Annotated in this window: 20 protein-coding genes and 6 pseudogenes; 14 read left to right on the forward strand and 12 right to left on the reverse strand. The window is 67.6% G+C overall.

The annotated features are described in order from the left end of the window. Positions 1 to 14 precede the first annotated feature (14 nt). On the forward strand, positions 15 to 671 hold the full coding sequence (locus A6P39_RS03150) for a helix-turn-helix transcriptional regulator (protein ID WP_067054475.1): 657 nt from the start codon (positions 15 to 17) through the stop codon (positions 669 to 671). 61 nt (positions 672 to 732) lie between these two features. Here the strand turns inward: A6P39_RS03150 and A6P39_RS03155 are convergent, their stop codons facing one another. Both A6P39_RS03155 and A6P39_RS03160 read right to left on the reverse strand, forming a co-directional pair. Further along, on the reverse strand, positions 733 to 2463 hold the full coding sequence (locus tag A6P39_RS03155) for a DUF3533 domain-containing protein (protein WP_079133764.1): 1731 nt from the start codon (positions 2461 to 2463) through the stop codon (positions 733 to 735). Between the two features lie 401 nt (positions 2464 to 2864). Continuing rightward, positions 2865 to 3914, reverse strand: coding sequence for an Lrp/AsnC family transcriptional regulator (locus tag A6P39_RS03160; RefSeq protein WP_067054470.1), 1050 nt, complete (start codon positions 3912 to 3914; stop codon positions 2865 to 2867). A gap of 21 nt (positions 3915 to 3935) precedes the next feature. Between A6P39_RS03160 and A6P39_RS03165 the strand changes: the two genes are divergently transcribed. The 3 genes from A6P39_RS03165 to A6P39_RS03175 all read left to right on the forward strand — a co-directional run bounded on the left by A6P39_RS03165 (position 3936) and on the right by A6P39_RS03175 (position 6871). Next, entirely contained in the window at positions 3936 to 4151 is a 216-nt protein-coding gene (locus A6P39_RS03165) for a hypothetical protein (RefSeq protein ID WP_159396186.1), read from the forward strand. A 293-nt stretch (positions 4152 to 4444) separates the two neighbouring features. Continuing rightward, the gene (locus A6P39_RS03170; RefSeq protein ID WP_275883794.1) at positions 4445 to 6535 is read left to right on the forward strand and encodes a SpoIIE family protein phosphatase; all 2091 of its coding nucleotides are present in this window, start codon (positions 4445 to 4447) and stop codon (positions 6533 to 6535) included. A 156-nt stretch (positions 6536 to 6691) separates the two neighbouring features. Then, positions 6692 to 6871, forward strand: a complete 180-nt coding sequence (locus tag A6P39_RS03175; protein WP_199841002.1) for a hypothetical protein — start codon at positions 6692 to 6694, stop codon at positions 6869 to 6871. 35 nt (positions 6872 to 6906) lie between these two features. Here the strand turns inward: A6P39_RS03175 and A6P39_RS03180 are convergent, their stop codons facing one another. Together A6P39_RS03180 and A6P39_RS03185 are read right to left on the reverse strand one after the other, a co-directional pair. After that, positions 6907 to 8628, reverse strand: coding sequence for an alpha-keto acid decarboxylase family protein (locus A6P39_RS03180; protein ID WP_067054466.1), 1722 nt, complete (start codon positions 8626 to 8628; stop codon positions 6907 to 6909). Between the two features lie 429 nt (positions 8629 to 9057). Next, positions 9058 to 9231 (reverse strand): hypothetical protein, encoded by a 174-nt coding sequence (locus A6P39_RS03185; RefSeq protein WP_234379210.1) that lies wholly within the window; start codon positions 9229 to 9231, stop codon positions 9058 to 9060. 9 nt (positions 9232 to 9240) lie between these two features. Between A6P39_RS03185 and A6P39_RS03190 the strand changes: the two genes are divergently transcribed. Next, positions 9241 to 9453 (forward strand): hypothetical protein, encoded by a 213-nt coding sequence (locus tag A6P39_RS03190; RefSeq protein WP_234379208.1) that lies wholly within the window; start codon positions 9241 to 9243, stop codon positions 9451 to 9453. Positions 9454 to 9457: 4 nt separating this feature from the next. Here A6P39_RS03190 and A6P39_RS03195 read toward each other — a convergent pair. Beyond that, a pseudogene (locus A6P39_RS03195) lies at positions 9458 to 10347 on the reverse strand (IS5 family transposase). Positions 10348 to 10450: 103 nt separating this feature from the next. Beyond that, the gene (locus tag A6P39_RS03200; RefSeq protein ID WP_067054460.1) at positions 10451 to 11272 is read right to left on the reverse strand and encodes an IclR family transcriptional regulator; all 822 of its coding nucleotides are present in this window, start codon (positions 11270 to 11272) and stop codon (positions 10451 to 10453) included. 100 nt (positions 11273 to 11372) lie between these two features. Here A6P39_RS03200 and A6P39_RS03205 point away from each other — a divergent pair, with 100 nt between their 5' ends. Genes A6P39_RS03205 through A6P39_RS03215 form a run of 3 tightly spaced genes read left to right on the forward strand, consistent with a single transcriptional unit; the run spans position 11373 to position 14242 of the window. Then, the gene (locus A6P39_RS03205; protein ID WP_067054458.1) at positions 11373 to 12569 is read left to right on the forward strand and encodes a CaiB/BaiF CoA transferase family protein; all 1197 of its coding nucleotides are present in this window, start codon (positions 11373 to 11375) and stop codon (positions 12567 to 12569) included. Then, a complete protein-coding gene (locus A6P39_RS03210) occupies positions 12566 to 13330 on the forward strand; it encodes an enoyl-CoA hydratase/isomerase family protein (RefSeq protein WP_079133762.1) in 765 nt (254 codons plus the stop codon). The genes A6P39_RS03205 and A6P39_RS03210 overlap by 4 nt, the downstream gene beginning before the upstream one ends. A gap of 15 nt (positions 13331 to 13345) precedes the next feature. After that, positions 13346 to 14242 (forward strand): bile acid:sodium symporter family protein, encoded by an 897-nt coding sequence (locus A6P39_RS03215; protein WP_079133761.1) that lies wholly within the window; start codon positions 13346 to 13348, stop codon positions 14240 to 14242. A 360-nt stretch (positions 14243 to 14602) separates the two neighbouring features. Here the strand turns inward: A6P39_RS03215 and A6P39_RS03220 are convergent, their stop codons facing one another. Further along, complete coding sequence (locus tag A6P39_RS03220) at positions 14603 to 15070, reverse strand: winged helix-turn-helix transcriptional regulator (protein ID WP_067054456.1); 468 nt, start codon at positions 15068 to 15070, stop codon at positions 14603 to 14605. 436 nt (positions 15071 to 15506) lie between these two features. Here A6P39_RS03220 and A6P39_RS03225 point away from each other — a divergent pair, with 436 nt between their 5' ends. The 5 genes and pseudogenes from A6P39_RS03225 to A6P39_RS03240 all read left to right on the forward strand — a co-directional run bounded on the left by A6P39_RS03225 (position 15507) and on the right by A6P39_RS03240 (position 18101). Beyond that, complete coding sequence (locus A6P39_RS03225; protein ID WP_067054454.1) at positions 15507 to 15806, forward strand: hypothetical protein; 300 nt, start codon at positions 15507 to 15509, stop codon at positions 15804 to 15806. 2 nt (positions 15807 to 15808) lie between these two features. Beyond that, positions 15809 to 16039: pseudogene (locus A6P39_RS45345) on the forward strand (MFS transporter); the annotation flags it as partial. Positions 16040 to 16290: 251 nt separating this feature from the next. Beyond that, entirely contained in the window at positions 16291 to 16770 is a 480-nt protein-coding gene (locus tag A6P39_RS03230; protein ID WP_067054452.1) for a hypothetical protein, read from the forward strand. Positions 16771 to 16921: 151 nt separating this feature from the next. Then, positions 16922 to 17617 (forward strand): annotated as a pseudogene (locus A6P39_RS03235) (SDR family oxidoreductase). A gap of 25 nt (positions 17618 to 17642) precedes the next feature. Beyond that, positions 17643 to 18101: a putative quinol monooxygenase gene (locus A6P39_RS03240; RefSeq protein WP_079133760.1), complete on the forward strand. Its 459-nt coding sequence runs from the start codon at positions 17643 to 17645 to the stop codon at positions 18099 to 18101. A gap of 136 nt (positions 18102 to 18237) precedes the next feature. Here the strand turns inward: A6P39_RS03240 and A6P39_RS03245 are convergent. From A6P39_RS03245 to A6P39_RS03255, 3 genes and pseudogenes are all read right to left on the reverse strand, one after another. Further along, positions 18238 to 18676 (reverse strand): annotated as a pseudogene (locus A6P39_RS03245) (NAD(P)-dependent oxidoreductase); the annotation flags it as partial. A 370-nt stretch (positions 18677 to 19046) separates the two neighbouring features. Beyond that, complete coding sequence (locus A6P39_RS03250; protein WP_079133759.1) at positions 19047 to 19469, reverse strand: VOC family protein; 423 nt, start codon at positions 19467 to 19469, stop codon at positions 19047 to 19049. Positions 19470 to 19499: 30 nt separating this feature from the next. Continuing rightward, on the reverse strand, positions 19500 to 20390 hold the full coding sequence (locus A6P39_RS03255) for an NmrA family NAD(P)-binding protein (protein ID WP_067054446.1): 891 nt from the start codon (positions 20388 to 20390) through the stop codon (positions 19500 to 19502). Positions 20391 to 20500: 110 nt separating this feature from the next. On the opposite strand from A6P39_RS03255, the gene A6P39_RS03260 reads away from it, so the two are divergent. Next, on the forward strand, positions 20501 to 21442 hold the full coding sequence (locus A6P39_RS03260) for an AraC family transcriptional regulator (RefSeq protein WP_067054444.1): 942 nt from the start codon (positions 20501 to 20503) through the stop codon (positions 21440 to 21442). An 80-nt stretch (positions 21443 to 21522) separates the two neighbouring features. Here the strand turns inward: A6P39_RS03260 and A6P39_RS03265 are convergent. Next, positions 21523 to 22018 (reverse strand): annotated as a pseudogene (locus A6P39_RS03265) (cytochrome b/b6 domain-containing protein). After that, a pseudogene (locus A6P39_RS03270) lies at positions 21960 to 22632 on the reverse strand (molybdopterin-dependent oxidoreductase). The pseudogenes A6P39_RS03265 and A6P39_RS03270 overlap by 59 nt, the downstream one beginning before the upstream one ends. Positions 22633 to 23014: the final 382 nt, after the last annotated feature.

Consider the following 23014-nt stretch of genomic DNA (forward strand, 5'->3'; position numbering starts at 1 on the left):
GAGGCGACTGGTCCATGATCAATGAACCGGAGGAATGGACCGGCCTCCGACAGGAGATGGCAGTCTGGCGGAACCGGTTCCTGCGGCTGCTCGACCGGTCGCCGGCACCCACTGCGATCAGCCGGCCCGATGGATTGCTGGTGATCACCAATCCCGCATTTTCTGCCCTGTGGGGCCTGACGCCGGGACATATGCGTGATCTCAACCTGCTCGATCTGCTGGTCTCCCCGGACGAGGAGTCACTGCTCAAGATCTCGGAGGGGCTTCGATTCGGGCGTCGTTTCCGCTACCCGATTCGAGTCGAGTGGGACGCCATGGGCGTGACGAGAACCGGCCAACTCACCGTGGAACCGGTCAGCGACGAAGTCATCACTCCGACGCTGCTCATGGTGTTCCTGCACGTCGACCCGACGGCGCACGGGGCAGAACCAAATCTGGTGCAGGAGTTGTCACCGAAAGAAGAACGCATCCTGGCGTTGGTCGCGTCCGGAGCCACCTCCGCGTTGATCGCCCGGGCGGTCGGCCTCACGGCGGACGGCGTCAACTACCATCTCTCCCGGATGTGCCGCCTGCTGAAAGTGCCGAACAGGACCGCACTGGTCGCCAAGGCGTATGTCCTCGGAATTCTGAGCCCCACGTCCTGGCCCCCCGGCTCCGAAGAAGGCAAGTGACGTCTGGCGGCGCCGCCCACTCTGACCGAGCGAAACGGCGGAGGCGCCGGACCATCGCTCGTCATGCCGGAACCGTCCCGCTCAGTCCGCTCAGTACGACGTCGTGGCATCGCGACCTGTCGCCGATCTGAACGATGGCGGCGTGGGGCTGGTGGTCGTCCGCCGTAGCAAGAAGGAGGCAGGCTCCGGATGCCGGCGCATCAATTTCGTAAGAGCCATCGGATTGCGTGCCGATCCGGCCCAGTTGGCTCCCGTTCAGCGAGAGAAGGGTGACGGTGGCCAGGGGCACAACGTCTCCGTAGGAGTTCCGTACCCGGCCGAAGACGCGGGGTGCTGCCTGCGAGGGAGGGGTCGGCTCGGTGGCGTTGCGCCGGTCGGGCGCAGCGGCTCTGGGAGCGGGCTTTCCACCGGATTCGTGCTGCGTACCGCCGGCTGGGGCCACGAGGGAGGCCGTGGAGCGGAAGTGTGCATGTGCGGCGGTGATCTGATGGCTCGTGAGCCGCTGGTGACCGCCGTGATCACGGATCCACGCGACGATCAGGCCCAGGGCCAGGCCGACGAAACACCCCACGGCGATCATGATCCAGCCACGCGTCAGGCCGGCATCGCCCCGGGCGTCGAAGTAGAGGATTGCGCGAACGCCGTCGTCGATCTGCCGCATGGGTTCGAACTGGGCGAGCCACCGGTAGGGGCTGGGAACGGTCTGGAGGGGGAAGCTCCCCCCGGACGAGGGCACCGCCAAAGCGACGAAGAAGAGCATGCCCACCAGCGACCCGAGTCCTCCGACCAGCGAAATGATGGTCTGAGCCGTCACCCCGACGGCGATCGAGGCGCATACGGAGTAGATCCATAGCTGACCGAAGTGGGGTGTATCCATGTGAAGGACGAATTTACACGTGAGCAAAATTGCTGTCGCGGTGACCGGTGACAGGACGGCCGACATGGCGGTCTTGGCCACCAGTGTTTGGGTGCGGGTGATCGGGACGGGCAGTTTGCTGGACCAGCGACGTCCGCGCTCGGCTGACTGATATCCCAGAGCAAAATCGACCGAACTGCTGACGACACCCGCACCCAGATAGGCACCAAGAGTGAGGACGAGGCTGACGTAAAAAGCGCTGAGGCCGAATCCGGAATGGTTGCCGAGAGGGCGATGCTCGCTCGTGTGCAACGTGACGGGGTCGGCCAGCAACATCCTCTCGGCGGTCGGGATCGCCCGGCGGCTCGTGTGGTGCGCGGCCTTCAGGTGCGCAGCCAGCGTCGCGGCGATACGACTCGATACGGTGTGGGTCGTTCGCTCTCCGACGGCTTGAACCGAGGAGGTGGCCACACTGCCGGAACGGGGGTTGGTGAGCAGGTGGACACTCGGCTGCCGCGGAGCCGTCACATGGGGCGCGACGGGGCCGGTCAAGGACAGGACGCCGCTGCTGAAATCCGCCGGAATGATCAAGGCACCGTAGACTGCGTCTTTGTCCATCTCGGCTTCTGCCTCGCGCAGACTCAGCGTCCGCCATTCCACACGTTGGCGGGAATCCGACGCGGTCGTGATGCCCCGGACGATCTGCGGACCGAGGTGCACCTTCCGGCCGTCGACGTGCACCGCCTGGTCCTCGTCGACGATCGCGATCGGGAGGTGGTGGAGGTTGCCCGTGGGGTTGATGATGCCTCCGATGTAGGACAGCGACACCACCACGCTGACCGCGATCATGACGAGCGTCGGGAAGTACCAGAGGTTCGGTCGGCGCAGCAGATGTCGGGCGGTGGCCTTCGGCACGCCGGGAACATTGATCCTCATGGGTGTCGGGTGCCTTTCGGGTTCCAGGTGGAGCTGCGGGACGAGACCTGAATGACGGTCTGCGGCTCGGTTTACGGCGCGGCCTGAGCGACGTCCGTGCGAGCCGATGCCTGTGCGGAAGTGCCGCGTGCGGTCGCCTACCGATGCGTTGCGGTCCGTCTCCGCGAATTGCCGCGCAGCGACTCGATGCGGATCAGGACCGGATTTCGATGATGACGTGCGAAGGGGCCCGATTCGCCGGCACGGCCTACAGGAATTCGTAGTCGAGGGCGCGGAGCGGTCCGCCGCCGCGTTCCCCGGCAGCTGCTCCTCGGGGGCACGGCAGGCGCCGCGTCCGGTCGGAGAGGACGCGGAACGGGAGCGTGGAATCCGGTGTGGTGGACCTCTGCGACGACGTGGTGTCAGTTCTGTGGTTCGGCCCAGATGTCGGGCGTGACGACGCCCGTGGAGCGGCCGTAGGGGTCGAGCAGGCGGCCGAGGAGCTTGTCGTGGCGCAGGGTGATCACACAGTCGACGATGTCGAGGCCGGGGTGGGTGGTGGCGAGCTGGGTCTCAAGGCGTAGGGCGTCGTCCACGGAGTGCAGGCTGGCCTGCACGATGAGGTTGTGGGGGCCGGTGACGGCGGCGCAGTTGCGTGTTTCGGGCAGGCGGATCAGGACGTGTCCGACGGTGGGCAGGTCGGCGGGCGGCACCTTGGCCCAGAAGGTGATGGCGACGGGCCAGCCCCCGAGGGGGCGGGCGAAGTCACAACGGAAACGCAGGACGTCGAGCCTGGTCAGTTGCTCGACGCGGCGCTTGGCGGTGGACAGGCTGACGCCCAGGTCGGTGGACAGGGCCTGGTAGGAGGCGCGGCCATCGTGTGCCAGGCGGGCGAGAAGAGCGCGGTCGAAGGCGGTGATGTCTCCGCCGCCGTGCCGGGCCGGCTGGGGCGCGGCCGGTGCGGTGAGCTGAGCGCGTTGGTCGGGAGCGAGCGCCGCGATGCGCCATCGGCCGCCCTCGGTGAACATGTGGGTGACGATCCGGACGTCGACGGCGGTGATGCCGGGAACGTGCGGGAGCAGGTCGAGGGTGTAGCGGGACAGCGCGGGAAGGTCGATGGTGGCGACGGTGGCGAGGATGTCGTGCCCACCGGCGGAGCGTTCGATGGTGAGCATGTGCGGATGACCGCTGAGGGCCTGGGCGACGGAGGCGGTCGCGCCGGGGGCACAGTCGATCTGGGCGAAGGAGAGGCACATCTGGTCGAACATGCGGGGGCCTGGTGACAGGCCGACCCAGGCCGTGCCGTGCTCAGCGAGGCGGTTGAAGCGACGGGCGACGGTGACCGGATCCACCCCGAGGACCCGGCCGAGCTCGGACCACGAGGCCCTCGGCCGGAGTTGCAGCGCGTGGATCAGCGCGAGGTCGTCCTCGCTCAGCAGCTTGCCATCTTCCTGCATCAGCACTGGCCTCATGGCGAGAATCCTGCGTTCTCCTTGTTCCTGCTGACCAGTCTCGCACTGTGGGCCAATGAGCTCGCATCTGGCGGGCGGGAGCGGGAGGACCGGATCATGGCGTTCGCCGACTATCAGAACGAGATCTACTTCGCCGCACCCGACCTGTGCCCCGCGCCAAAACTTCTGCTGTGGCTGTGCACCCGCCTGGTGCAGCGTCGCCACCCCGTAGGCGCGCAGGGCACTGCCTCGCCATAAGCACCACGGAGGGTGGGAGGCGGGCCGTCCCTCGCTGGCTGTGCGTCCGGTGTGCGACCCCAACTCGGCAGTCCGTGTCGAGACCATCCGCCGTCATCTGATCGTGGGCCTTCTGCGGCTGGGTGATGTCGCGCCCGACCGGCAACGCCCCGCCTCCTTTCACTCTGGTGAGCCAGAGCGCTCGACAACAGCGGGCCGAGGCCGCACGGCGGCAGCACGTCCGACAACTCTCGCAATGTGAGGGAGCGCCACACAGACGCCGGGAGCAGGCTGGATGGTGGAGGTGGGTTGCCATGGCGCAAGACGAAGCCATCTCGCCCGTCGAGGGTGCCGCGGTACTGGAAGCACTGTTCCACCAGTCCCCTACAGGGCTGCTGATCCTGGACACGGAGCTGCGAATCCTACGGATCAACATCACCAGGCCGGTTCTGCACGCCGCGCCCCCTGAACAGATCATGGGCCGACACGTCACCGAGGTGTATGACCTTTCCGCGCCCGGTGAGGTGGAGGCGATGCTGTACGGCGTGCTGGAGAACGGCGCACCCGCGCGGGGGCGCCTTGTGGGGGTGCGCCCGAAGGGCGGCGCACCGGGGCCGGAGTACCTGTTCTCCGTCTCGGCATCTCGCCTGGAGGACGCGCAGGGGAGGATCTTGGGGCTGCTGACGGAGATGCTGGATGTCACCGAACGCGAAAGGTTGGACGCCCGCCTGCGTGTCCTCGGCTCCGTGCGCGAGCACGTGGGACAGACCCTCGACGTGGTGGCCACTTGTGAGGAACTGGTGCAGGCAGTGGTGCCGGACCTCGCTGACATCGCCGTGGTGGAAGTCGTGGACGCAGTGGTACGTGGCGAGGAACCTCCGCTGAGCCCTCTGGGACCGGTGCCCCTGCGCCGTGCCGCCTACGGCCACCGCGACGGCGGCGATCAGATTCAGGCGCATCCCGTGGGCGATGTGCGCGCTCTGCCCTTTCCGACGCCTTACGCACAGACGCTGACCGACCTCAAGCCCCGCCTCGTCGCCCTGAGCCCCGACGCGCCGTGGCTGGCAGCCAACCCGCCCCGCGCCGAGGCGATCCGTGCATCCGGTGCCCGCTTTCTCATCACAGCACCCTTGACGCTGCGGGGAACCGTGCTCGGGCTGCTGAGCCTGTACCGCACCGACCAGGCCGACGCCTACGACGAGGACGATGTCGCCCTCGCCCTCGCAGTGGCCGCACACACCGCGCTGTGCATCGACAACGCCCGCCGCTACACCCGCGAACACGCCATCGCCTCGACCGTCCAGCGCCACCTGCTGCCTCCACACCCTGCGCCCCGGACCACCGTTGAAACAGCGCACGTGCACGTGCCCGCCCTGGTGGGCGGAGGCGGCGGGTTCGACACTCTCGCCCTGCCCGGCGCCCGCACCGCACTGGTGGTCGGCGAAGTCGCCGGCCAAGGCATCTACGCGGCCACCACCATGGGACAGATACGGACCGCCATCCACTCCCTGGCCGCCCTCGACCTGGAGCCCGACGAACTACTCGCCCGCCTCAACGACACCGCCATCAGCCTGGCCCAGGAACGCGCAGCCCTGCCGCCCGACGACCCCATGCCGCTCACGGGGAGCTGCGCGTACGCGGTCTACGACCCGCTCGCCCAGACCTGCACCCTCGCCCTGGCCGGCCATCCCCCACCCGTCATCACCCATCCCGACGGGACCACCGAGATCCCCGACCTGCCTGCCGGACCTCCTCTGGGCACTGCAGAGGGACTTCCTTTCGCCGCCACCACGATCTCCGTCACCGACGGCAGCGTCCTCGCCTTCTACACCGCGTCCCTGTTGCACTCCTCAGCGTCTCCGGACACCCTCCAACGGGTGCTGGCCCATCCTGAGCGGCCACTTCAGGATCTGTGCGATGACGTGCTCTACCGGCTGCGGAACGACATCCGCCACGGCGACGTGATCCTCCTCCTCGCCCGCACCCACCCGTTCCCCGCCGACCAGGTCGCCACGTGGCATCTCGACGACGACCCCAAAACCGTCGCCACGGCCCGCGCCCACGCCCGCCACCAGCTCGTCCTTTGGAGAGCCGATGAGGAAACCACCTACACCACCGAGATGATCGTCAGCGAACTGGTCACCAACGCCGTCCGCTACGGCACCCCGCCTGTCCGGTTGCGGCTCATCAAGGACCGCACACTCACCTGCGAAGTCCACGACAGCAATTCCCTCGCGCCACGGCTGCGCCACGCGAAGACGATCGACGAAGGCGGGCGCGGCTTGTTCATCATCGCCCAACTCGCACAGAACTGGGGTGTCCGCTACACGCTCGACGGCAAGACCGTCTGGGCCGAGCAGACTCTCCCGCCCGCAACCACGGCCCGCCCCCAACAGCGGGCATAGGTTTGTCACGAGGCGCATCACTCCGCGCCCGCCCGGAGTTCCCGCCGGACCGCGCCATTGAGATGCCGGGCTACCCGCACCCGCCAAGCCCACCCGTCGCCGGCTACTCCAGCCTTTGGCCGGGCCTACTATGAGGTGTGGAGCCTGGCGAACGGCATGTGGCTGAGGAACGACACGAGCAACGGTCCGTTCGGTCCCCCGCACAGTCCCAGATTCATCTACGGCCTGCGCGCAGAGCTTGCCAAGGTCGTCACCGAACTCCTCGACGCCTTCGAAGACAAGGATCAGGTCGACATCGTCAGGGCCCTTTATACCCTTCCTGTCGCCCCCGGCTGAACTACCGGCCTCCGCAGTTTCGCGTCGCTGGAAAGTCAGGCCGGCCTGAGCTGTGCGTTGTTGCGGTGCTGGGGGCCGCGAGGCCCGTAGTCGATGTCCGCGCCGGTGTTGCTGCTGGTCATGACCGCGGCGGGAGCGTCGTAGGGATCCATGACCGCTTCGATGAAGATCAGCGTGTCGTTGGGCGCGCTGAGGGCCTCCGCCAGGTCCGCGGTGGTCTTGACGACGAACGATCGCGCCGTGGTGTCCGGGCGGAGCACTCTCGGTAGATCCGCGTAGGCCCAGGTCGCGATGTCGTTGTACTGCTCGGTTTTGCCGAGGTAACCGCGTTCGATGGTGTATCCGCCGTTGTTGATCAGGAAGATCACCGGCTTGTGGTCGTGCCGCAGGATGGTCGACAGCTCCTGCGCGGTCAGCTGAAATGAGCCGTCGCCCAGGAACAGCAGGTGGCGACGGTCTGGCGCTGCGGTCAGCGTGCCGAGCAGGGCTGCGACCGAGTAGCCGATCGAGCCCCAGTTGATGGATCCGACGAAGGTGCAGTCCGGTGGCAGCTGCAGGCCGAGGAGGGCGTACGAGGTGCCGTTGTCGAGGAGGAGCACGTCCCCGGACCGGAGGTAGCCCTGGACTGCCTGCCAGTACGCGGCCTGCGTCAGGTTGGTGGAGCCGCCTGCGGGGGCTCCTGTCGCCGTAGCCCCTCGCTCTGTAGCCCCCCGCTGTGGTGCAGCGCGGCTCGTGACGTCCGGAACGGCGTCCAGTACGCCGCGGATGACTTCCTGGAGCGTCACCGCCTGATAGTTGTCATCGCCGATGTCCACCGAGTGGCTGCGGGCTCGGATCGTGTCGGCGGGCAGCGAAGCCGTGAAGTCGCCCGTCGTCACCTCGATCGGCCGGTAGCCGATGGAGAGCAGACAGTCGCTGGTCTCGATCGCCGCGCGCACGTGCGGCTCGCTTGCCCGGCCGTTGTAGATGCCGACGTAATAAGGAAAAGTCTCGTCGATGACCGCCTTGGCTGTGCTGATCACTGCTACGGGGAGCCGCATCTTCTCGGCCAGACCCATGACGTCGGCTGCCACGCTGAAGCGGTCCGCGTCCAGATCCACCAGGACCGCCGGTGACTTGGCGGCGGACAGGTGGTCTGCGATTGCGGTGATGCACGACCGCAGCCGTTCCGGGTCGCTGGGCGGCTGCGCGAGCACCAGCGGGGCCTCGGGAACCTCGATGTCGAGATAGGCGATGTCGGAAGGCAGTTCCAGATACACCGGGAGCTTTTCCCGCCACGCGGTGAGGATCAGCCTGTCGATCTCGGTGACCGCGTTGTGCGGGGTCAGTCGCGCCTGCGCGGCGGTCACCTGTGCGTAGGCGCCGAGGAAGCGGTCCCAGGTGCCGTCGGCCATCGTGTGGTGCATCCCCAGGCCGCGATCGATGGACTTGAGCGGTATCGACCCGCAGATACAGATCACCGGCACGTGCTCGCTGTAGGAGCCGGCGACCCCGTTGATCGCGCTCAGGGCGCCGACGGCGTTCGTCACGAGGAGCGCGCCCATGCCGTTCAGCCGGGCATAGCCGTCCGCTGCGTACGACGCGTTCAGCTCACTGCAGTTACCGACCCATTTCAGCGTGCCCGCGTCCTGGAGCTGCTGCAGCAGTTCGAGGTTGAAGTCACCAGGGACGCCGAAGAGGTGGCCGACGCCGGCCTCCTTCAGACGCCGGAGCAGGAAGTCGCCGATCGTCATCCATCGGCTCGGGCTGGTGGACATCACCTGTGCCTCCGAATCGCCGATATCGTCTCCGCCGGGAGCGGGAGCGGCTCATATCCATTTTGCGCGCCTCTGTGCGCATTCGTGCTCCCTCTCACGGGCGGATCGACCAGGGAGTTGCGGGCGGTCTCGTACGCAGGTCCCTGTGGTGGCGCAAAGACACGCTGCAACGGCAAGATCGTCGGCAGAGTCTCCTATCGAGCGGGGACGGGTGGAAGCTCACCCAGCGCACACATGACGGCTCGGGCGGCGATCTGGTCGCGGGTCCAGGCCATCAGAAACGTACCGTCAGCCAGGCCGGTGGACCTGCGGGCACCGCACGGTGCCACTGATCTCGCCGGAGTCGCGGGGCACGGGGTGATGCCGCCGCGGCCGGCGAGGCGGTCGTCGGTGCCGCTGACCGAGTTCTTCGCTGCTCCGGGTGACACGTCAGCAGCTCTGGCTCTTCAGACAGGGCCGCGACGCGCATTCGAGTCGCTCTCCTTCGGCAACTTCGATCCCGAAGAAGCTGTGGTCAAGTGGGAGTGCCTGCTTGCCGGCGGCAGCTAAGAGGAACTCGTCGAAGCTGGTGAGCCTCGTCTCGTCGCTGGCCAGGACGATCACGGGGGCGTCGTGTTCGCGATCTCGCCTCGCCTGTCCGCCGCACTCGCCGAGGCCAAGCGGTCCGATTTGAAGGATGCCGCTTCCGGGTGGTCCTTGCAGCGGGCGGAGGACGGCGGCGAGGTCGTCGACACGGAGATCGCCGAAGTGATCGTGAGTGATCTGGCCGCTCTCGTCAGCAGCGCCCGACGCCAGGGCCAAGACGTCTACTGCTGGTTCGCATAGTGATTCACGTTCGGAGCCAGATGGCGATGGACGCCGCGGTCACGGTGCCGAGGAAGACGTAGCCGCGCTTGTCGTAGCGCGCGGCAACCGACCGGGACTGTTTCAGCTGGTTGATCGCCCGTTCGACGGTGTCGCGTTTCTTGTAGCGGTCCGCGTCGAACCCGGGCGGCCGTCCGCCGCGTGAGCCTTTCCGCAGGCGGGCGGCCTGGCTGTCGGTCCTTTCCGGGATCGTGCGGCGGATACTCCGCCGTCTGAGGTATTCACGAACGGGACCGTTGCTGTATGCCTTAGCGGCCGCGAGGCTGTCGGGCTTCACGCGTGGCCTTCCTGGCCCGGATCGGGGGACACGGATCTTCTCCAACACGGCGATGAACTGGGTGCAGTCCGCCCGCTGACCTGGGGTGACGATCAGGGACAGGGGGCGGCAATGGCCGTCCGCACTCAGGTGGAGCCTGCTGGTGAACCCGCCCCGCGAACGGCCCAGGCCCTCACCTCCAGCACCACCAGGCGGGCGACCAGGCTCTGCCACGGTGTCTCGCCCTGGTGTTCCCTTTCTTCGGCCCCCTTTGATGCGGGTGCCGGCGGTGGATCCGTACGGGCGCCGGCCGCATGTTGGTGCGCGCGGACGATAGTGGAGTCGACCGAGACGTCCCAGTCGATCTCGCCCGCCTTGTCGGCTGCGGCCTGGACCTGCTGGAGCAGACGTTCCCAGGTGGTTTTCCATGGGCCGAACCGTTCGGGCAGGTCACGCCACTGCACCCCGGTCCGCACCCGGTGCAGAATCCCGTCGATCACCTGCCGGTGATCCCGCCACCGGCCACAACGCCCGTTGCTGACCGGCAGGAACGGCCGCAGCCGTTCCCACTTGGCATCTGTCAGATCGCCCCGCCCCATCTCCACATCAACGTTGGATTGGGTGGTGGGCCTGCCGACTGGCCCGGGCCGGCGCGTTGCGCTGGCGAAGCACAGGGGCAGGGTCAGGCCGCGCAGGAAGGCGTCAGCGACGACGTCCGCCGCTTGTGGGATCCCCCACGGGAACTGGTGGGCGATGCTGTTCCGCCATGGGACTGTTTTCGGGGTCCTGCCCATCCCACAGGGACGTTACGCGCGCGGCGGCGTCGCGGACCAGGATGCCGTACTGATCGCGGAGTTCGTCGGAGAGCCGGTAGGTCGGCACAGAGATGCTGAGGGATGCGGCCGGCACCCCGGTCGGATCCAGGATCGCCGCAGCGACGGCGCTCACATCGTCGCGCCACATCCCGGTGTTGATGGCGTAACCGCGCTTGCGGACCGTGGCGAGAGTGGCACCCAGCGCCTCGGCATCCGTCACGGTCTGCCTGGTGTACTTGGTCAGCGGGTGGCGGGTGATCGCGTCCGCCGGCAGGTGGGCGAGGATCGCCAGCCCGGAGGCCGACGCGTGGAGGGGAGCGCGACCGCCGACCCAGGAGACGTTGCGGACGGTGTGCGTGCTGTCGATCTTGTCCAGCAGGATCACGCTGTCACCGTCCACGATCGTCAGGTGGATCGTTTCGCGGGTCTGCCGGGCGAGGTCCGCCATCGCGGGCGCTGCGGCCTCACGGAGTAGGCGCTCGTGGCGCAGTACGTGCCCGGCCAACTTCAGGGGCCTGGCCGTCAGTATCCACCGTGTGTGGCCGCTGCTGTCCAGCGGGCGGATCCACCCCACCTCGGCCAGCGTGGTCAGACTCCGTTGCACGGTGCTCTTGGGCAGGTCCAGCTCCCGTGCCAGTGCGCCCACACCGACCGGCTGAGCCTCGGCGAGCGCTTCGAGCACGGAGAAAGTCGTGAAAACGCTACGCATCCGTTGACGCCTCCTGACTGCCCACCTACTTTTGTGTCGCATAGTAGCACAGGCGTGCCGTAATGCGGCACAAATTCACGGCGAGTCCTCAGGAGATGCGATGGCGGGCCCCCTCGACGGCGTGCGGGTTCTGGATGTCAGCCAAGTGATGGCTGGTGCCTATTGCGCGGCGCTCCTCGCCGACGTGGGCGCCGATGTGATCAAAGTCGAACGTCCGGTCGGCGACGAGCTACGTGGCTGGGGAGCCCACTTCCCCGGCGGCCAGTCGCCGGCATACATGGCGGTGAATCGGAACAAGCGCGGGATCGCCCTGGACTTGCGGGACGAGCGGGGAGCCGCCGCGCTGCGCAGACTCAGCGCGGGAGTCGACGTCCTCGTCGAGAACTTCAGGCCGGGCGCCATGGAGCGGCTCGGCTGCGACTATCCCAGACTCGCCACACGGAACCCGGCGCTGGTCTACTGCTCGATCTCGGGATTCGGCCAGGACGGCCCGCTGGCCGGCCGGGGCGGGTACGACCTCGTCGCCCAGGGCATGTCCGGGATCATGAGCGTCACCGGGGAGCCCGGTGGCGCGCTGGTCAAGGCGGGCGTGCCGATCTGTGACCTCACCGCGGGGCTCCTGGCCGCCAACGGTGTACTCGCCGCCTATGTCCACCGTCTGCGTACCGGCGAGGGACAGTACGTGGACACATCTCTGCTGGAGGCCGGTATCTCCCTGATGGTCTGGGAGAGCGCCGTCCTGTTCGCCACCGGGCAGGTAGCCGGCCCGCTCGGCTCGCAGATGCGGCTCGCGGCCCCCTACGAGGCGTTCCGGACTGCCGACGGCTGGCTGACCGTCGGCACACCCAATCAGCGGATGTGGGAACGTCTCGTGGAGGCCTTGGCATGGCCGGGGCTGGGGACGGATCCGCGGTTTGCCGATCCCATGTCCCGCATGACCAACCGCCCGTCGCTGACTGAGGAACTACAGAAGAGGTTCCTGCAGCACACCACCGAGCAGTGGATGGACATCCTCCTCCCGCACGGCATCCCCGCCGGACCTGTGTACGACATCGCTCAGGTCTATTCCGACCCCCAGGTCCGGGCCAGGCGGATGCTCGTCGAGGTGGGACACCCCACGGCGGGGTTGGTGAAGCACATCGGCGTGCCCGTCAAGTTCTCCCGCACTCCGGCCGTCATCGATCGTCCGGCCCCGCTGCTGGGCGAGCACACCACCGACGTGCTGACCGAAGCCGGCTTCGGCCCATCCGAGATCGAGACCCTGCTCGCCGCGGGCGTGGCCAAGGAGGAGAAGTGAGCGCAGTCCAGCTGAGGCACCACACCCCGCACATCGTGGTGATCACGCTCAGCAATCCGCCCGTCAACACGCTCTCATGGGAGAGTCGGGCGCACCTGAAGACGGCCATCGACCGGCTGGAGGAAGAGCCGGAGATTCGTGCGGTCGTCCTCACCGGGGCCGGAGGTGTGTTCACCGCAGGCGCGGACCTGGCCCAGGACCAGCGGATGACCCGGACCGAACTGCCCGCTCTCGTGGCGGACTTCGAGCGGATCGTCGACGGCCTGGAGAGGTTCCGCGCTCCAGTGATCGCCGCAGTCAACGGCCCGGCCGTCGGCGGCGGGTTCGAGCTGGCCTTGGCCTGCGACATTCGTGTCGCGTCGAGCGAGGCGTCCTTCGTCGCGGCCGGTGTCAACGTGGGCCTGATGGCCAACTTCTGGCGCCTCGCCAGGATAGTGGGACTCGGACCGGCCAAGGAGATCCTCCTCACCGGCGAGCGCTACGGAGCCGAGCGGGCCGCGGCCTGGGGACTGGTCACCGAGGTATGCGCACCCGAGGCGCTCATGCACGTAGCGCTGGCGAAGGCGGAGCGGATCGCGACCCGCGCCCCCCTGTCGGTCGAGGCCACCAAGCGGTGCGTGAACGACGCCCTGGAGATGAGCCGGGACGAGGCGCGCCAGCGACAGGTCGACGAGCTGGCCGAGTTGTTCATGAAGGACGACCACAAGGAGGCACTGCGGGCCTTCTTCGGCCGGTCGGTCGGCGAATACCACCGGCACTGATCCTGAGGAGTGACGTTGCACAGCTCTGTCCTGACCACCGTGCTGCTGCCGATCGCCCTGGCGGTCATCATGCTCGGCCTGGGTCTTTCTCTCACCTTCGCCGACTTCGCCCGCGTGATCGGTGCGCCGCGCGCAGTGGGCACGGCACTGGCCTGCCAGCTGGTGTTGATGCCCGCGCTCTGTCTGGCGCTGCTTGCCCTGACCGGAGCCGACCCCGACACCGCGGTCGGGATGCTGCTCCTGGCCGCATCACCCGGCGGAACGCTCGCAGCCGTCTACAGCCACCTCGCCCGCGGTGACATCGCGCTGAACATCACCCTCACCGCGGTCAACTCGCTGATCTCCGTCGTCACACTGCCGCTCGTCATGTGGGGCGTGACCCGCCACTACGTCGGCCACGCCCACAACATCGGACTGCAACCGCAGGGCGTCGTCACACTGATCGCCACCGTCGTGCTGCCGGTGGCTCTGGGAATGGCGCTGCGGCGCCTGCGCCCGGGCCTTGCGCGGACTCTCGGCCAGGCGGTACGGATCGTCTCGCTCATCGTGTTGGTGGTGGTCGTCGTCGGTGCGATCCTGCAGAACGCCGAGCAGCTGGGCCGGTCCCTCGGCTCCGTCCTTCCGCTCACGGCGGCGTTCAGCGTCCTGAACCTGGTCATCGGCTACTGGGTTCCCCGCCTGGCGCGCGTCGAGCGGACCCAGGCAGTCGCCTCGTCCATGGAGATCGGCATCCATAACGGTGCGCTCGCCGTCACCATCGCCCTCAGCCCCGCATTGCTGAACATGCCGGGCGCCGCGGTGACACCCGCGATCTACAGTCTTGTCGCCTTCATCACCGCGGCGGTGGCAGCCTCCCTGCTCGCCCGGCGGTCCCGCACACTGCCCGTAATGGAACCGGCGAGCAGCACCTGACCGCCGCGTGAGGGCCGTGGAGGTGTCCGGCGCAACGGTGGTGTTCTCCTGCATCAGGGACCGCCACTCGCCTCCGAACCGGGTGATCACGGCCCGTGGGCTTCCGGCGCATCGGGCAGTCTGTGGACCTGATCGACACGGGACGGTTCGGAGGAAGGCGCGCATCACTGGTCCGCGCGCGCCGACTGCAACGTTGAAACTCCGCGCCATGGTCCGCCGACGCGGAGTCACCGATCCCAAGTGCTTCCAAGCCGCAACCGTGAACAACGGCAGAATGGGGTTCCGCACCTCGGCCGCGACAGAGATCATTCCCTAACCACCTTGCAGCCGGGCAGAATTGGGCAACCAAGTCCTACGCCATCAGGCCCCGGGCCCCGTATTCATCACGAACGTCACGCCTTCGGCGGGCAACTCGTGGCCGTCGTCGTCGAGGAACCCGACCCGCACGGCCTGACCCGTGGAACGCATTCGCCGCAGAGAGGAGGGTCCAGACGGGCGAGGGCGGTGGTGGTCGCCCCACTGCTGGAGAGCCGCCAGCACGAGTTGCAGCTCCTGCCCAGCCGGAGTCAGGTGGTAGCTCAGCCGATGCCGACTGCCCGGCTCCTGGTACGTCCGCGTGCGCAACACACCGGCCTCGCTGAGAAGCTTGAGCCTGTCACTGAGCAGGTTCGGCGCGATGCCGAGGGACGACTGGATTTCGGCGAACCTGTGCTTGCCCGCGAAGATGTCGCGTAGGACCAGCAGAGTCCAACGCTCGCCAAGCACTTGCAGGCTGCGCTCGATGGAGCAGGCCGGCGAATCGTCCGTGGGACCGGACACCTTCCTCATCGATGGCACTGCCACCCCACCTTCCACATCTCTGCCGGATCCTCACGCATGCCACGCGACCGCATGGCATGACCGAATTGTACACCTGAGTATCGGATCACTATCCAGTATGCCGCTTGAGTGTCCAGAACAACCACTGGCCTGAGACCGGCGTGACGGCGGGACGACGCGCAGGGTGAGTCCGGCTCCGCCCGCACAATGATCGCGGCCCACGCGGCCGGTGGCCACCTCCCCCGCGGGACCGGGGGCGCCCCGCTGCCGTCACCGAGCGGGACACCTCACCACATACGGAACGTCGCTCGTGACGCACTCGTCACCGCGTTCCAGGACGCACAGTCGTGAGCCTGATGCCGACCAGGCGACGGCCCGGTGAAGCCAACCCCCTCGCCTTCCCGATACGCCCGCCCCTGCCCTCCTGGCTGTGCGAGGAGGCGCAATGACCGCATTGTCCACGACCTCGGGCGTGAAGCGCGGCACCATCACCGTCTTCGCCACCGCCACCGCCATCACCGTCTCCAACATCTACTTCACCCAGCCGCCTCTCGAATGGATCGCACAGGGGCTGGGCGCCTCCTCCGCTGCGGCGGGCATCGTCGCCACGGCGGGGCAGGTCGGCTACGCGCTGGGCGTCATGATCGTCCCTCTCGCCGACCGCGCACGACTGCGCAGGATCTCGAGCGTTCTGCCGCCATCACCGCACTGGCGCTGCTCGCAGGAGCACTGGCCCCCTCGATAGCGGTGCTGAGTACGGCGACCTTCGTCCTGTCGGTCACCACCGTGCTCCCGCAGCTCATCATGCCGACCGTCTCCTCGATGGCCGCGCGCGGCCAGGCGGGCCGGGCCCTGGGAGCCGTCGGTACCGGCCTGCCCCTGGGAGCGCTGCTCTCCCGTACCGTCTCCGGGGCCCTCGCCGAAGCAACCGGGACGTGGCGCGCCGGCTACTTCGCCGCCGCGGCCGCCACCGCCCTGCTCTTGCTCGTCCTGCCCCGGTACATGCCGGAACAGAGCCCGCACGGCGGCCAGGACAGGATCAGCTACCTGAAGCTGCTGGCGTCCCTGCCGCGGCCCATCGTCGGGCATGCTTCCCTGCGCCTGTCCGCAGTCCTCGGCCCGACGGGATTCGCTGCCTTTCCGCGTTCTGGGCGACGCTGGCCTTCCATCTGTCCTAGAAGCCCATCGAACTCGGACCGGCCGCGGCAGGCCTTTTCAGTCTCGGCAGCGTGCCCGGCGCACTGGCCGCCCGCTACTCCGGTCGGCTCACCGACCGCTACGGCCCCGACACCGTCAACATCGTCGGCTTGGCGTCCGCCGGCATCGCCTTCGTCGTCTTCGTGTTCGCCGGCGACTCCGTGGTGGCCCTCGTGATCGGTTGCAACCTGCTTGGCTACGGCACCACCAGTGCGCAGATAGTCAACCAGACCCGGATCTTCACCGGGCCCGCCGCCCTACGCGCCAGGCTCAACACCGTCTACATCTTCGCCTTGTTCGCCAGCGGCGCGATCGGCTCCAGCATCGGCTTGGCGCTCCTCGAAGCACACGGCTGGACAGTGATGGTCTGGGAGAAAATGGCCTTCCTCGCCGTCGAAGCGCTGTCCCTGACGGTCCATTCCGTCAGGCAACGCCGCACATCCGGGGTGCAGAACTCCGCAGAAACAGGCCCGTGTGTCGCCGTCGGCCGCCCCGTCGGCAAGGGCGGCTGAAGCCCGTGGCGACGGACGCCGGCCTGCTGGACAACCATCTCGCCGGACCGCGGGAAGCATCCTTGACTTTAAGAAGAAAAGTCAGGTGGAATTGCTACCGCCGACGCCAGACCTCGGCCCACGTGCAACACCGAACGGATAGGACATAGACATGCAGATTCAAGGCAAGGCCGCCTTGGTGACGGGCGCCAACCGGGGGATCGGCCAGGCGTTCGCCCGAGTGCTCGCCGAGCACGGCGCCACGGTCTACGCCGCCGCACGCCGCCCCGAACAGATCACCGATCCCGGGGTGGTGCCGATCCAACTGGACGTCACGGACCCTGCCACCATCGCCAGCGCGGTCGAGGAGATCGGCGACCTCTCCATCCTGGTCAACAACGCCGGCACCGCCTTCGCGGCGTCGCCGCTCACCGCGTCGCTGGACGACGCCAGGCGCGAGTTGGAGGTCAACTACCTCGGCACCTGGGCTGTGACCCAGGCCTTCGCTCCGACGCTGTCCCACAACGGCGGCGGCGCCGTCATCAACATGCTGTCCGCCGCATCCTGGCTGGCCCTGGAGTAGGCGCCCGGATATGCAGCGAGCAAGGCAGCGCAGTGGTCGCTGTCCAACGCGATGCGGTTGGCCCTGCGCTCGCAGGGCACCCGCGTGCTCGGTGTGCACGCCGGGTATGTCGACACCGACCTGTCCGCCAATGTCGACCAGCCCAAGATCAGTCCCGAGGAGGTCGCACGAGCCGCGATCAGGGGACTCCTCACCGGCCAGGAGGAAGTGCTCGTCGACGAATTCAGCCGCCAGATCAAGTCCGCGCTGCCCAACGACATCGCCGCGCTGTACTCGCCCCGGTGACGGACGGCTGACTCACGAGCGACCTATGATCAAGGCTGTTGGCGGCGCCAACGGTTGTGGCACGCTACCGTGCCGCCACCAGTGGCGTAGCGACCGGTGCGCATCATGGGAGTGCGGCTTCACCCCGAATCCCACGTTTACGGCGCGGGAGACCGTCCCGAGAGGTTTTGCACGCATCTCCGTTGTCATCGCCCGCCTGATCCCCGCGCCGGGCAAGACCCAAGAGGTGCTCGACGTGTACCGCGAGCTCGCCCCGCTGGTCCATCAGGAACCGGGATGCAAGCTCTTCGCACTACATACCGATGGCAAGGACGTCTTCATCGTCGAGCACTGGCTCACCTCCGAGGACTTCCAGGCGCACCTGGCCAGCTCGAATCTTCAGCGGATCAGGGACGCGACAAAGCCCCTACTGACCGAACCCAGCGAGATCTGGCCGGTGCAAAGCGTCCCCCTCGGCGACCCCGACAAGGGCGTGATCCACTAGCGACGCACTGTCTGAGCCGTCACAACAGCGTGTCGATGCAATACCGGCGCGAGACTCCATGCGGCCCCACATGGACCTCCTCGTACACGGCCAGACAAGTCTTCCACCAGATTCAGAGGCACCCGCCGGCTGTGGCTCAGTGCTGCGTTACAACGTTCTCCAGTAGCCCTCCGTCGGCGAAGCGGCCAATCTGGGAACACAGCAGCCGCTTTACTCTCGGCAGGAAGGCGGAGGTCTTGTTGCCCATGTGGGGGCTGATGAGCGCCCCCGGAGCATGACATAGCGGGTGGCCCGCGGGCACCGGTTCGGGGTCGGTGACGTCTACCGCTGCACGCAGCCGTCCAGCTTCGGCTCGATGAGCAACGCCTCGGTGTCGACGACGCGGCCGCGCGCGATGTTCACCAGCAGGCTGCCGTTCCACATGCGTGCCAGGAAAGCGTGAGGGGCGTGGCCAGGTTCACCGCGTCGGCGCGTGGGGGCAGGTCGGGTAGGTCAGCAAGGGCCTGAACGGGGCCCAGCGGTGCACTTCGAACGGTTCGTGCGACCCTCAGCACGTCGCACTCGAACGGCGTGAGTACGTGAGTATCTGGACCACATCTCGCCTACCCGACCGACCGCATCCGCCGCTTCGGCGAGTACTCCACCCACCTACTCGGCATCCCACCCGAGGCGTACGACCCGTCACTAGATGTCGACTTCAGCCCGCTGCGCGGCGACGGTCCCGGCGCGAACGACTGTGGCCAGGCGGCCTGACCACGCCGCACCCGGCCACTTCTCCAGCGCCACGCTTACGCACGGTCACCAACACGGCCGACTGGATGTGCTTCTCGCCGTACTCGCGTGGCCTTCGCAGCTGGGGCACTCGGAAGTGCAGCCGGAGGTCGAGCAAGTCGGCGCATTTCATCCGGCTGCACTTCTCGCGCAAGGTGAGGAGGCAACTACCTATCAGGCTGGGCGCTTTGGATTGATGGTCTTGTTGACGATCTCAAGTCGGTTGCCGTCGAGGTCAGTGACATTCGCGGCGTAGTATCCGGGTCCGAAGTGCGGACGCGGACCCGCTCCACCGTCATCCTGGCCGCCGGCGGCCAGGGCGGCAGAATACGCAGCGTCTACTTCGGCCGGACTGTCGGCGACGAGGCCGAGGTAGAGGCCGGTCTCACCTGGCTGCCGCTCACGCAGCCAGATGCTGGCACCGACAGCTTTACCCGATCCATAGACTTGATCGCAGAGTCCGAAGAGGCTGGGGACACCCGGAGTGTCCGATTCGTAGGAACCGATCTCTTTCCACCCAAGCGGCTTGAGCGCCGCGAGATAGAAAGCGCTTGAGCGCTTGAGATCGCTCACCGCGATGTACACGTGATCAATCATTGTGGTGTCTCCTTCGGATGCGTCCCGCAGTCAGCGGGCTTGCTTCGTCTCTCGTGCCACCGGGGCGGCGCCGGGCCCTTGCGAGATCCAGACGTCGGCGTTGCGCTCGGCGAACTCGCGGAACGTGGTGGCCGGCCACCCCGTGACCTTCTCGATGTCGCCGGTGGGCGTGGCTCCGCTGCCCGCGATGATGGCGCCGGTGAGCCAGCGCATCATCACCGCGAAGTCGGCGGGGACACCCGCGGCGAGCGCACCGGAGATCCATGCCTCCTGGTCAATGTCGTGGTAGACGACGGGGTGGCCACTCACGGCAGCAATAGTGCCCGCGACCTCGCGGAAGGTGAGGGCCTGCGGGCCGGTGAGCGAGTAGGTGGCGCCGGCGTGGGTTTCGGGTGCCAACAGCGTCTCGGCCGCGACCGCCGCGATGTCGGCCGCATCGACGAAGGCCTCCCTGCCGCCGGTGCTCGGGGCCGTGATCACTCCGCCGATGACCGGGAGGTGGTCGTCGGTGAAGTTCTGCATCACCCATGCGGGGCGCAGGACCGTGTGGGTGATGCCAGGCCGGGAGGCCAGGTCGGCCTCGACGGCCGCGATGTCGATCCCGGCCGGCGCCTGGTCGGCGTTGTGAACGCTCAGATAGGTGACGTGGCGCACGCCGGCCGCCTCGGCGAGGTCCAGGAAGGCGCCGACCTGGTCGGCGTAGCTGACTCGCATGGTAGGTGTCACCAGGTACAGGCGGTCGACGCCGACCAGGGCGCCGGAGTGGGTGGCCGGGTCGTCCCAGTCGAACCGAACGTCCGCTCCGGTGCGTGCCGCGGTACGGGGAGCGACCCCTCGCTGGGCGAGGCCCTCGGCCAGCAGCGAACCAGTCCGGCCCGTACCGCCCAGAACGAGTGCGGTGGGGCGTGTTTCGTTGTTCATGACTCCACGCTAGAAGTCCTGAGCAAGACACTCCATGCGCGTTCCGCTCGATTCTTTACTTGATGCTCTCGCGTCTTGACCCTGATACTCCTACTGGCCAAGCTGACCCCATGGACCTGCTGTCTGACCACCTGGTGCGGGCGCGCGCCACCGGCGCGGTGTTCGCGCGGACGGTCACCGAACCACCGTGGGGACTGCATCTTGGCGGTTCGACACAGCTGTCGGTGCACACCGTCGTCCGTGGCCGCGGCTACCTCTGGCTGGACACCCCCGGCAGCGCCGTGGAACTCATACCGGGAAGCGTCACGCTGGTGCGCGGCGGGCCGCACCACTACATCGGGAATGAGCCGGGCGCCACATGCCTGGAGCCGGAGGAGTTCCGGGCCCGTCACGCCCGGACGAGCCCCGAGGACAACCCACAGGCCACGGTGTTCCTGTGCGGCGCGTACCAGTTCTCCGGCGAGGTCGGCAGCGGGCTGCTGGACGCACTGCCCCAGGTTCTGACCCTATCGGCGGCCGACGACGATCCCCTGCGGGACGTGATCACTTTGCTGTCCCGCGAACTGGTCCGGACCGAACTCGCCCAGCAGATCGTCCTGGATCGCCTCCTGGACCTGCTTCTCGTCCTGGCCATACGCAGCGAATTCCGCCGCAGCACGACCGCGCCCCGCTGGTACCGGGCATCCGCGGACCCCCGCCTTGCCGCCGCGCTACAGGCCATGCACGAGAATGCGGCCCACCCGTGGACGGTCCCCGAACTGGCCGCGATCAGCGGCCTGTCCCGCGCCGCCTTCGCGCGGGTGTTCCGGGAGGCACTCGGTCAGGCCCCCATGCAGTACCTGACCGAATGGCGCATGACCATCGCCCGCGACCACCTGCGCGCCGACGATCTCACACTGCCCCAGATCGCCGACGCCGTCGGCTACGGCTCACCCTTCGCCTTCGCCGCCGCCTTCCGCCGCCACCACGGAGAACCACCCGGAACCTGGCGGCAGAGGGAACGAGGGACCGCAGAGACACGACTGCTCACCAACACCCACCCCGGCCCATGAGCGTCGCCGGAATTTCCGGTCCTGACAGGCGGCGCCCTGCGACCGCCTCCCGGCCCTTCGGCCCGAGTTCGTGGACGCCGTCAGTCTCTGCCCACCCACTTGGGCTGGTGCCTCGCTGCCCAGGCGAGGTCGACGTACCCCGTCCGCATGCCGCGCCGTGCCTCCGGGTCTCTGCACGCCAGTCGCATGTGCCCGACCACGACGAGACCAATCGTCAACGCCACCCAGTCGTGTACGAAGATCGCGTTTGTGCGCGGGATCGGTGGCAGGAGGTTGGTGAACCACATCAGCAGGCCGATGATCATCATGACCGGTACGGCCCCGGCGATCCACCCGGCGTAGAGCTTCTGCCCGGCGTTGAACTTGCCGGCCGGGCGGGAGCGGGCGCCCGACGAGTTCGGAGAGGGGCGGGAAGTACAGACAGGCTGCGGTTGCCACGCAGAGCAGCATCAGCCAGCTGGTAGCGCGGTGGGCCAGACGCTGCGCACGACCGAACCGGTGGATGCGGCCAGGGGGCTCAGACCGTGGATGCGCCGCTTCTCTTGTCGGCTCCGGGGAGCCAGCCGTCGACGTCATATCCGTTCACCTCCCAGTAGCCGGGTATCACCCGGTCGGCGACGGTGATTTTGGAGAGCCACTTCGCGGACTTGTAGAAGTACATCGGGGCAACGTAGAGGCGTACCGGACCACCATGCTCGTAGGTGACGGGCATATCCTGCATCTTCAGTGCCACGAGCACATCAGGACGGCGTGCCTGTTCAAGGGTGAGGCTTTCGCTGTACACACCGTCGAAGCAGGTGAAGCGGATCGCCTTGCCTTCGGCACGAACCCCGGCAGCGTCAAGGATGGGGGAGAGCTGGGGGCTTCCCAGGGGGTGTCGGGCACCCCCAGCCGTCGGTGCACTGCACGTCGTGCACCACCCTGGTGTGCGGAAGGGCCTGCAGCTCGTCAAGTGCGTAGATTCTGGGGCGGTCGACGACGCCGTCGACGGTCAACCGGTAGTTCGTCGCGTCCTTGTGCGGCACCGAGTCGGCGACGCTGTAGTAGCGGAAGCCGCCCGGGCTGAGCAGCAGTTCGGTGAGTTTGGTGGGGTCGTACTGCGATGCCGCACCGAGCGCGCTGTCCCAGCCCCTTTGAAGGGAGGGCGCGGCGGCGATGCCGGCTGCGCCGATACCGAACGTCGCGAGCATCACGCGTCTGGCTATGGGTGCGCCGGCATCCGGTTCACTGTGCTGGTCAGTCATTTCAGTCATTCCTGTTGGAATACTCGCGGCCCAAGGAAAACAGGCGACGAGCTGGTCGGCAGAGTTCACTGCGGTTAGCCCGCAACGAGTAGCGCGGGCCCTGCCGGTACCCGTCATGGAATAGCACCTGCGTTTCATCGAACGCACGCGACTGCGGGACTGTGGGAGCATTTCGCTTAAGACGTGTCTTGCTCTGCTGCGGGTTGAAAGTTGGTTACGGACAAAAGCCTTGGGGTTCAGGTCGCACGCGGTTGCGATCGGGACGTCCGAGGTGCCCGGGCCGGGGAAGTGCACGTGGCCGGCGGGGCCGAGCGGGTCGAGGGCGCGC

The sequence above is a fragment of the Streptomyces sp. FXJ1.172 genome, assembly GCF_001636945.3.
In the GTDB taxonomy this organism is placed as follows: Bacteria; Actinomycetota; Actinomycetes; order Streptomycetales; family Streptomycetaceae; genus Streptomyces.

Excerpts from the sequence above, each read along its gene's own strand:
- A6P39_RS03150 (WP_067054475.1), top strand. The coding sequence starts at position 15 with ATGATCAATGAACCGGAGGAATGGACCGGCCTCCGACAGGAGATGGCA.
- A6P39_RS03155 (WP_079133764.1), bottom strand. The coding sequence starts at position 2,463 with ATGAGGATCAATGTTCCCGGCGTGCCGAAGGCCACCGCCCGACATCTG.
- A6P39_RS03160 (WP_067054470.1), bottom strand. The coding sequence starts at position 3,914 with ATGAGGCCAGTGCTGATGCAGGAAGATGGCAAGCTGCTGAGCGAGGAC.
- A6P39_RS03170 (WP_275883794.1), top strand. The coding sequence starts at position 4,445 with ATGGCGCAAGACGAAGCCATCTCGCCCGTCGAGGGTGCCGCGGTACTG.
- A6P39_RS03175 (WP_199841002.1), top strand. The coding sequence starts at position 6,692 with ATGTGGCTGAGGAACGACACGAGCAACGGTCCGTTCGGTCCCCCGCAC.
- A6P39_RS03180 (WP_067054466.1), bottom strand. The coding sequence starts at position 8,628 with ATGTCCACCAGCCCGAGCCGATGGATGACGATCGGCGACTTCCTGCTC.
- A6P39_RS03200 (WP_067054460.1), bottom strand. The coding sequence starts at position 11,272 with ATGCGTAGCGTTTTCACGACTTTCTCCGTGCTCGAAGCGCTCGCCGAG.
- A6P39_RS03205 (WP_067054458.1), top strand. The coding sequence starts at position 11,373 with ATGGCGGGCCCCCTCGACGGCGTGCGGGTTCTGGATGTCAGCCAAGTG.
- A6P39_RS03220 (WP_067054456.1), bottom strand. The coding sequence starts at position 15,070 with ATGAGGAAGGTGTCCGGTCCCACGGACGATTCGCCGGCCTGCTCCATC.
- A6P39_RS03225 (WP_067054454.1), top strand. The coding sequence starts at position 15,507 with ATGACCGCATTGTCCACGACCTCGGGCGTGAAGCGCGGCACCATCACC.
- A6P39_RS03240 (WP_079133760.1), top strand. The coding sequence starts at position 17,643 with ATGATCAAGGCTGTTGGCGGCGCCAACGGTTGTGGCACGCTACCGTGC.
- A6P39_RS03250 (WP_079133759.1), bottom strand. The coding sequence starts at position 19,469 with ATGATTGATCACGTGTACATCGCGGTGAGCGATCTCAAGCGCTCAAGC.
- A6P39_RS03255 (WP_067054446.1), bottom strand. The coding sequence starts at position 20,390 with ATGAACAACGAAACACGCCCCACCGCACTCGTTCTGGGCGGTACGGGC.
- A6P39_RS03260 (WP_067054444.1), top strand. The coding sequence starts at position 20,501 with ATGGACCTGCTGTCTGACCACCTGGTGCGGGCGCGCGCCACCGGCGCG.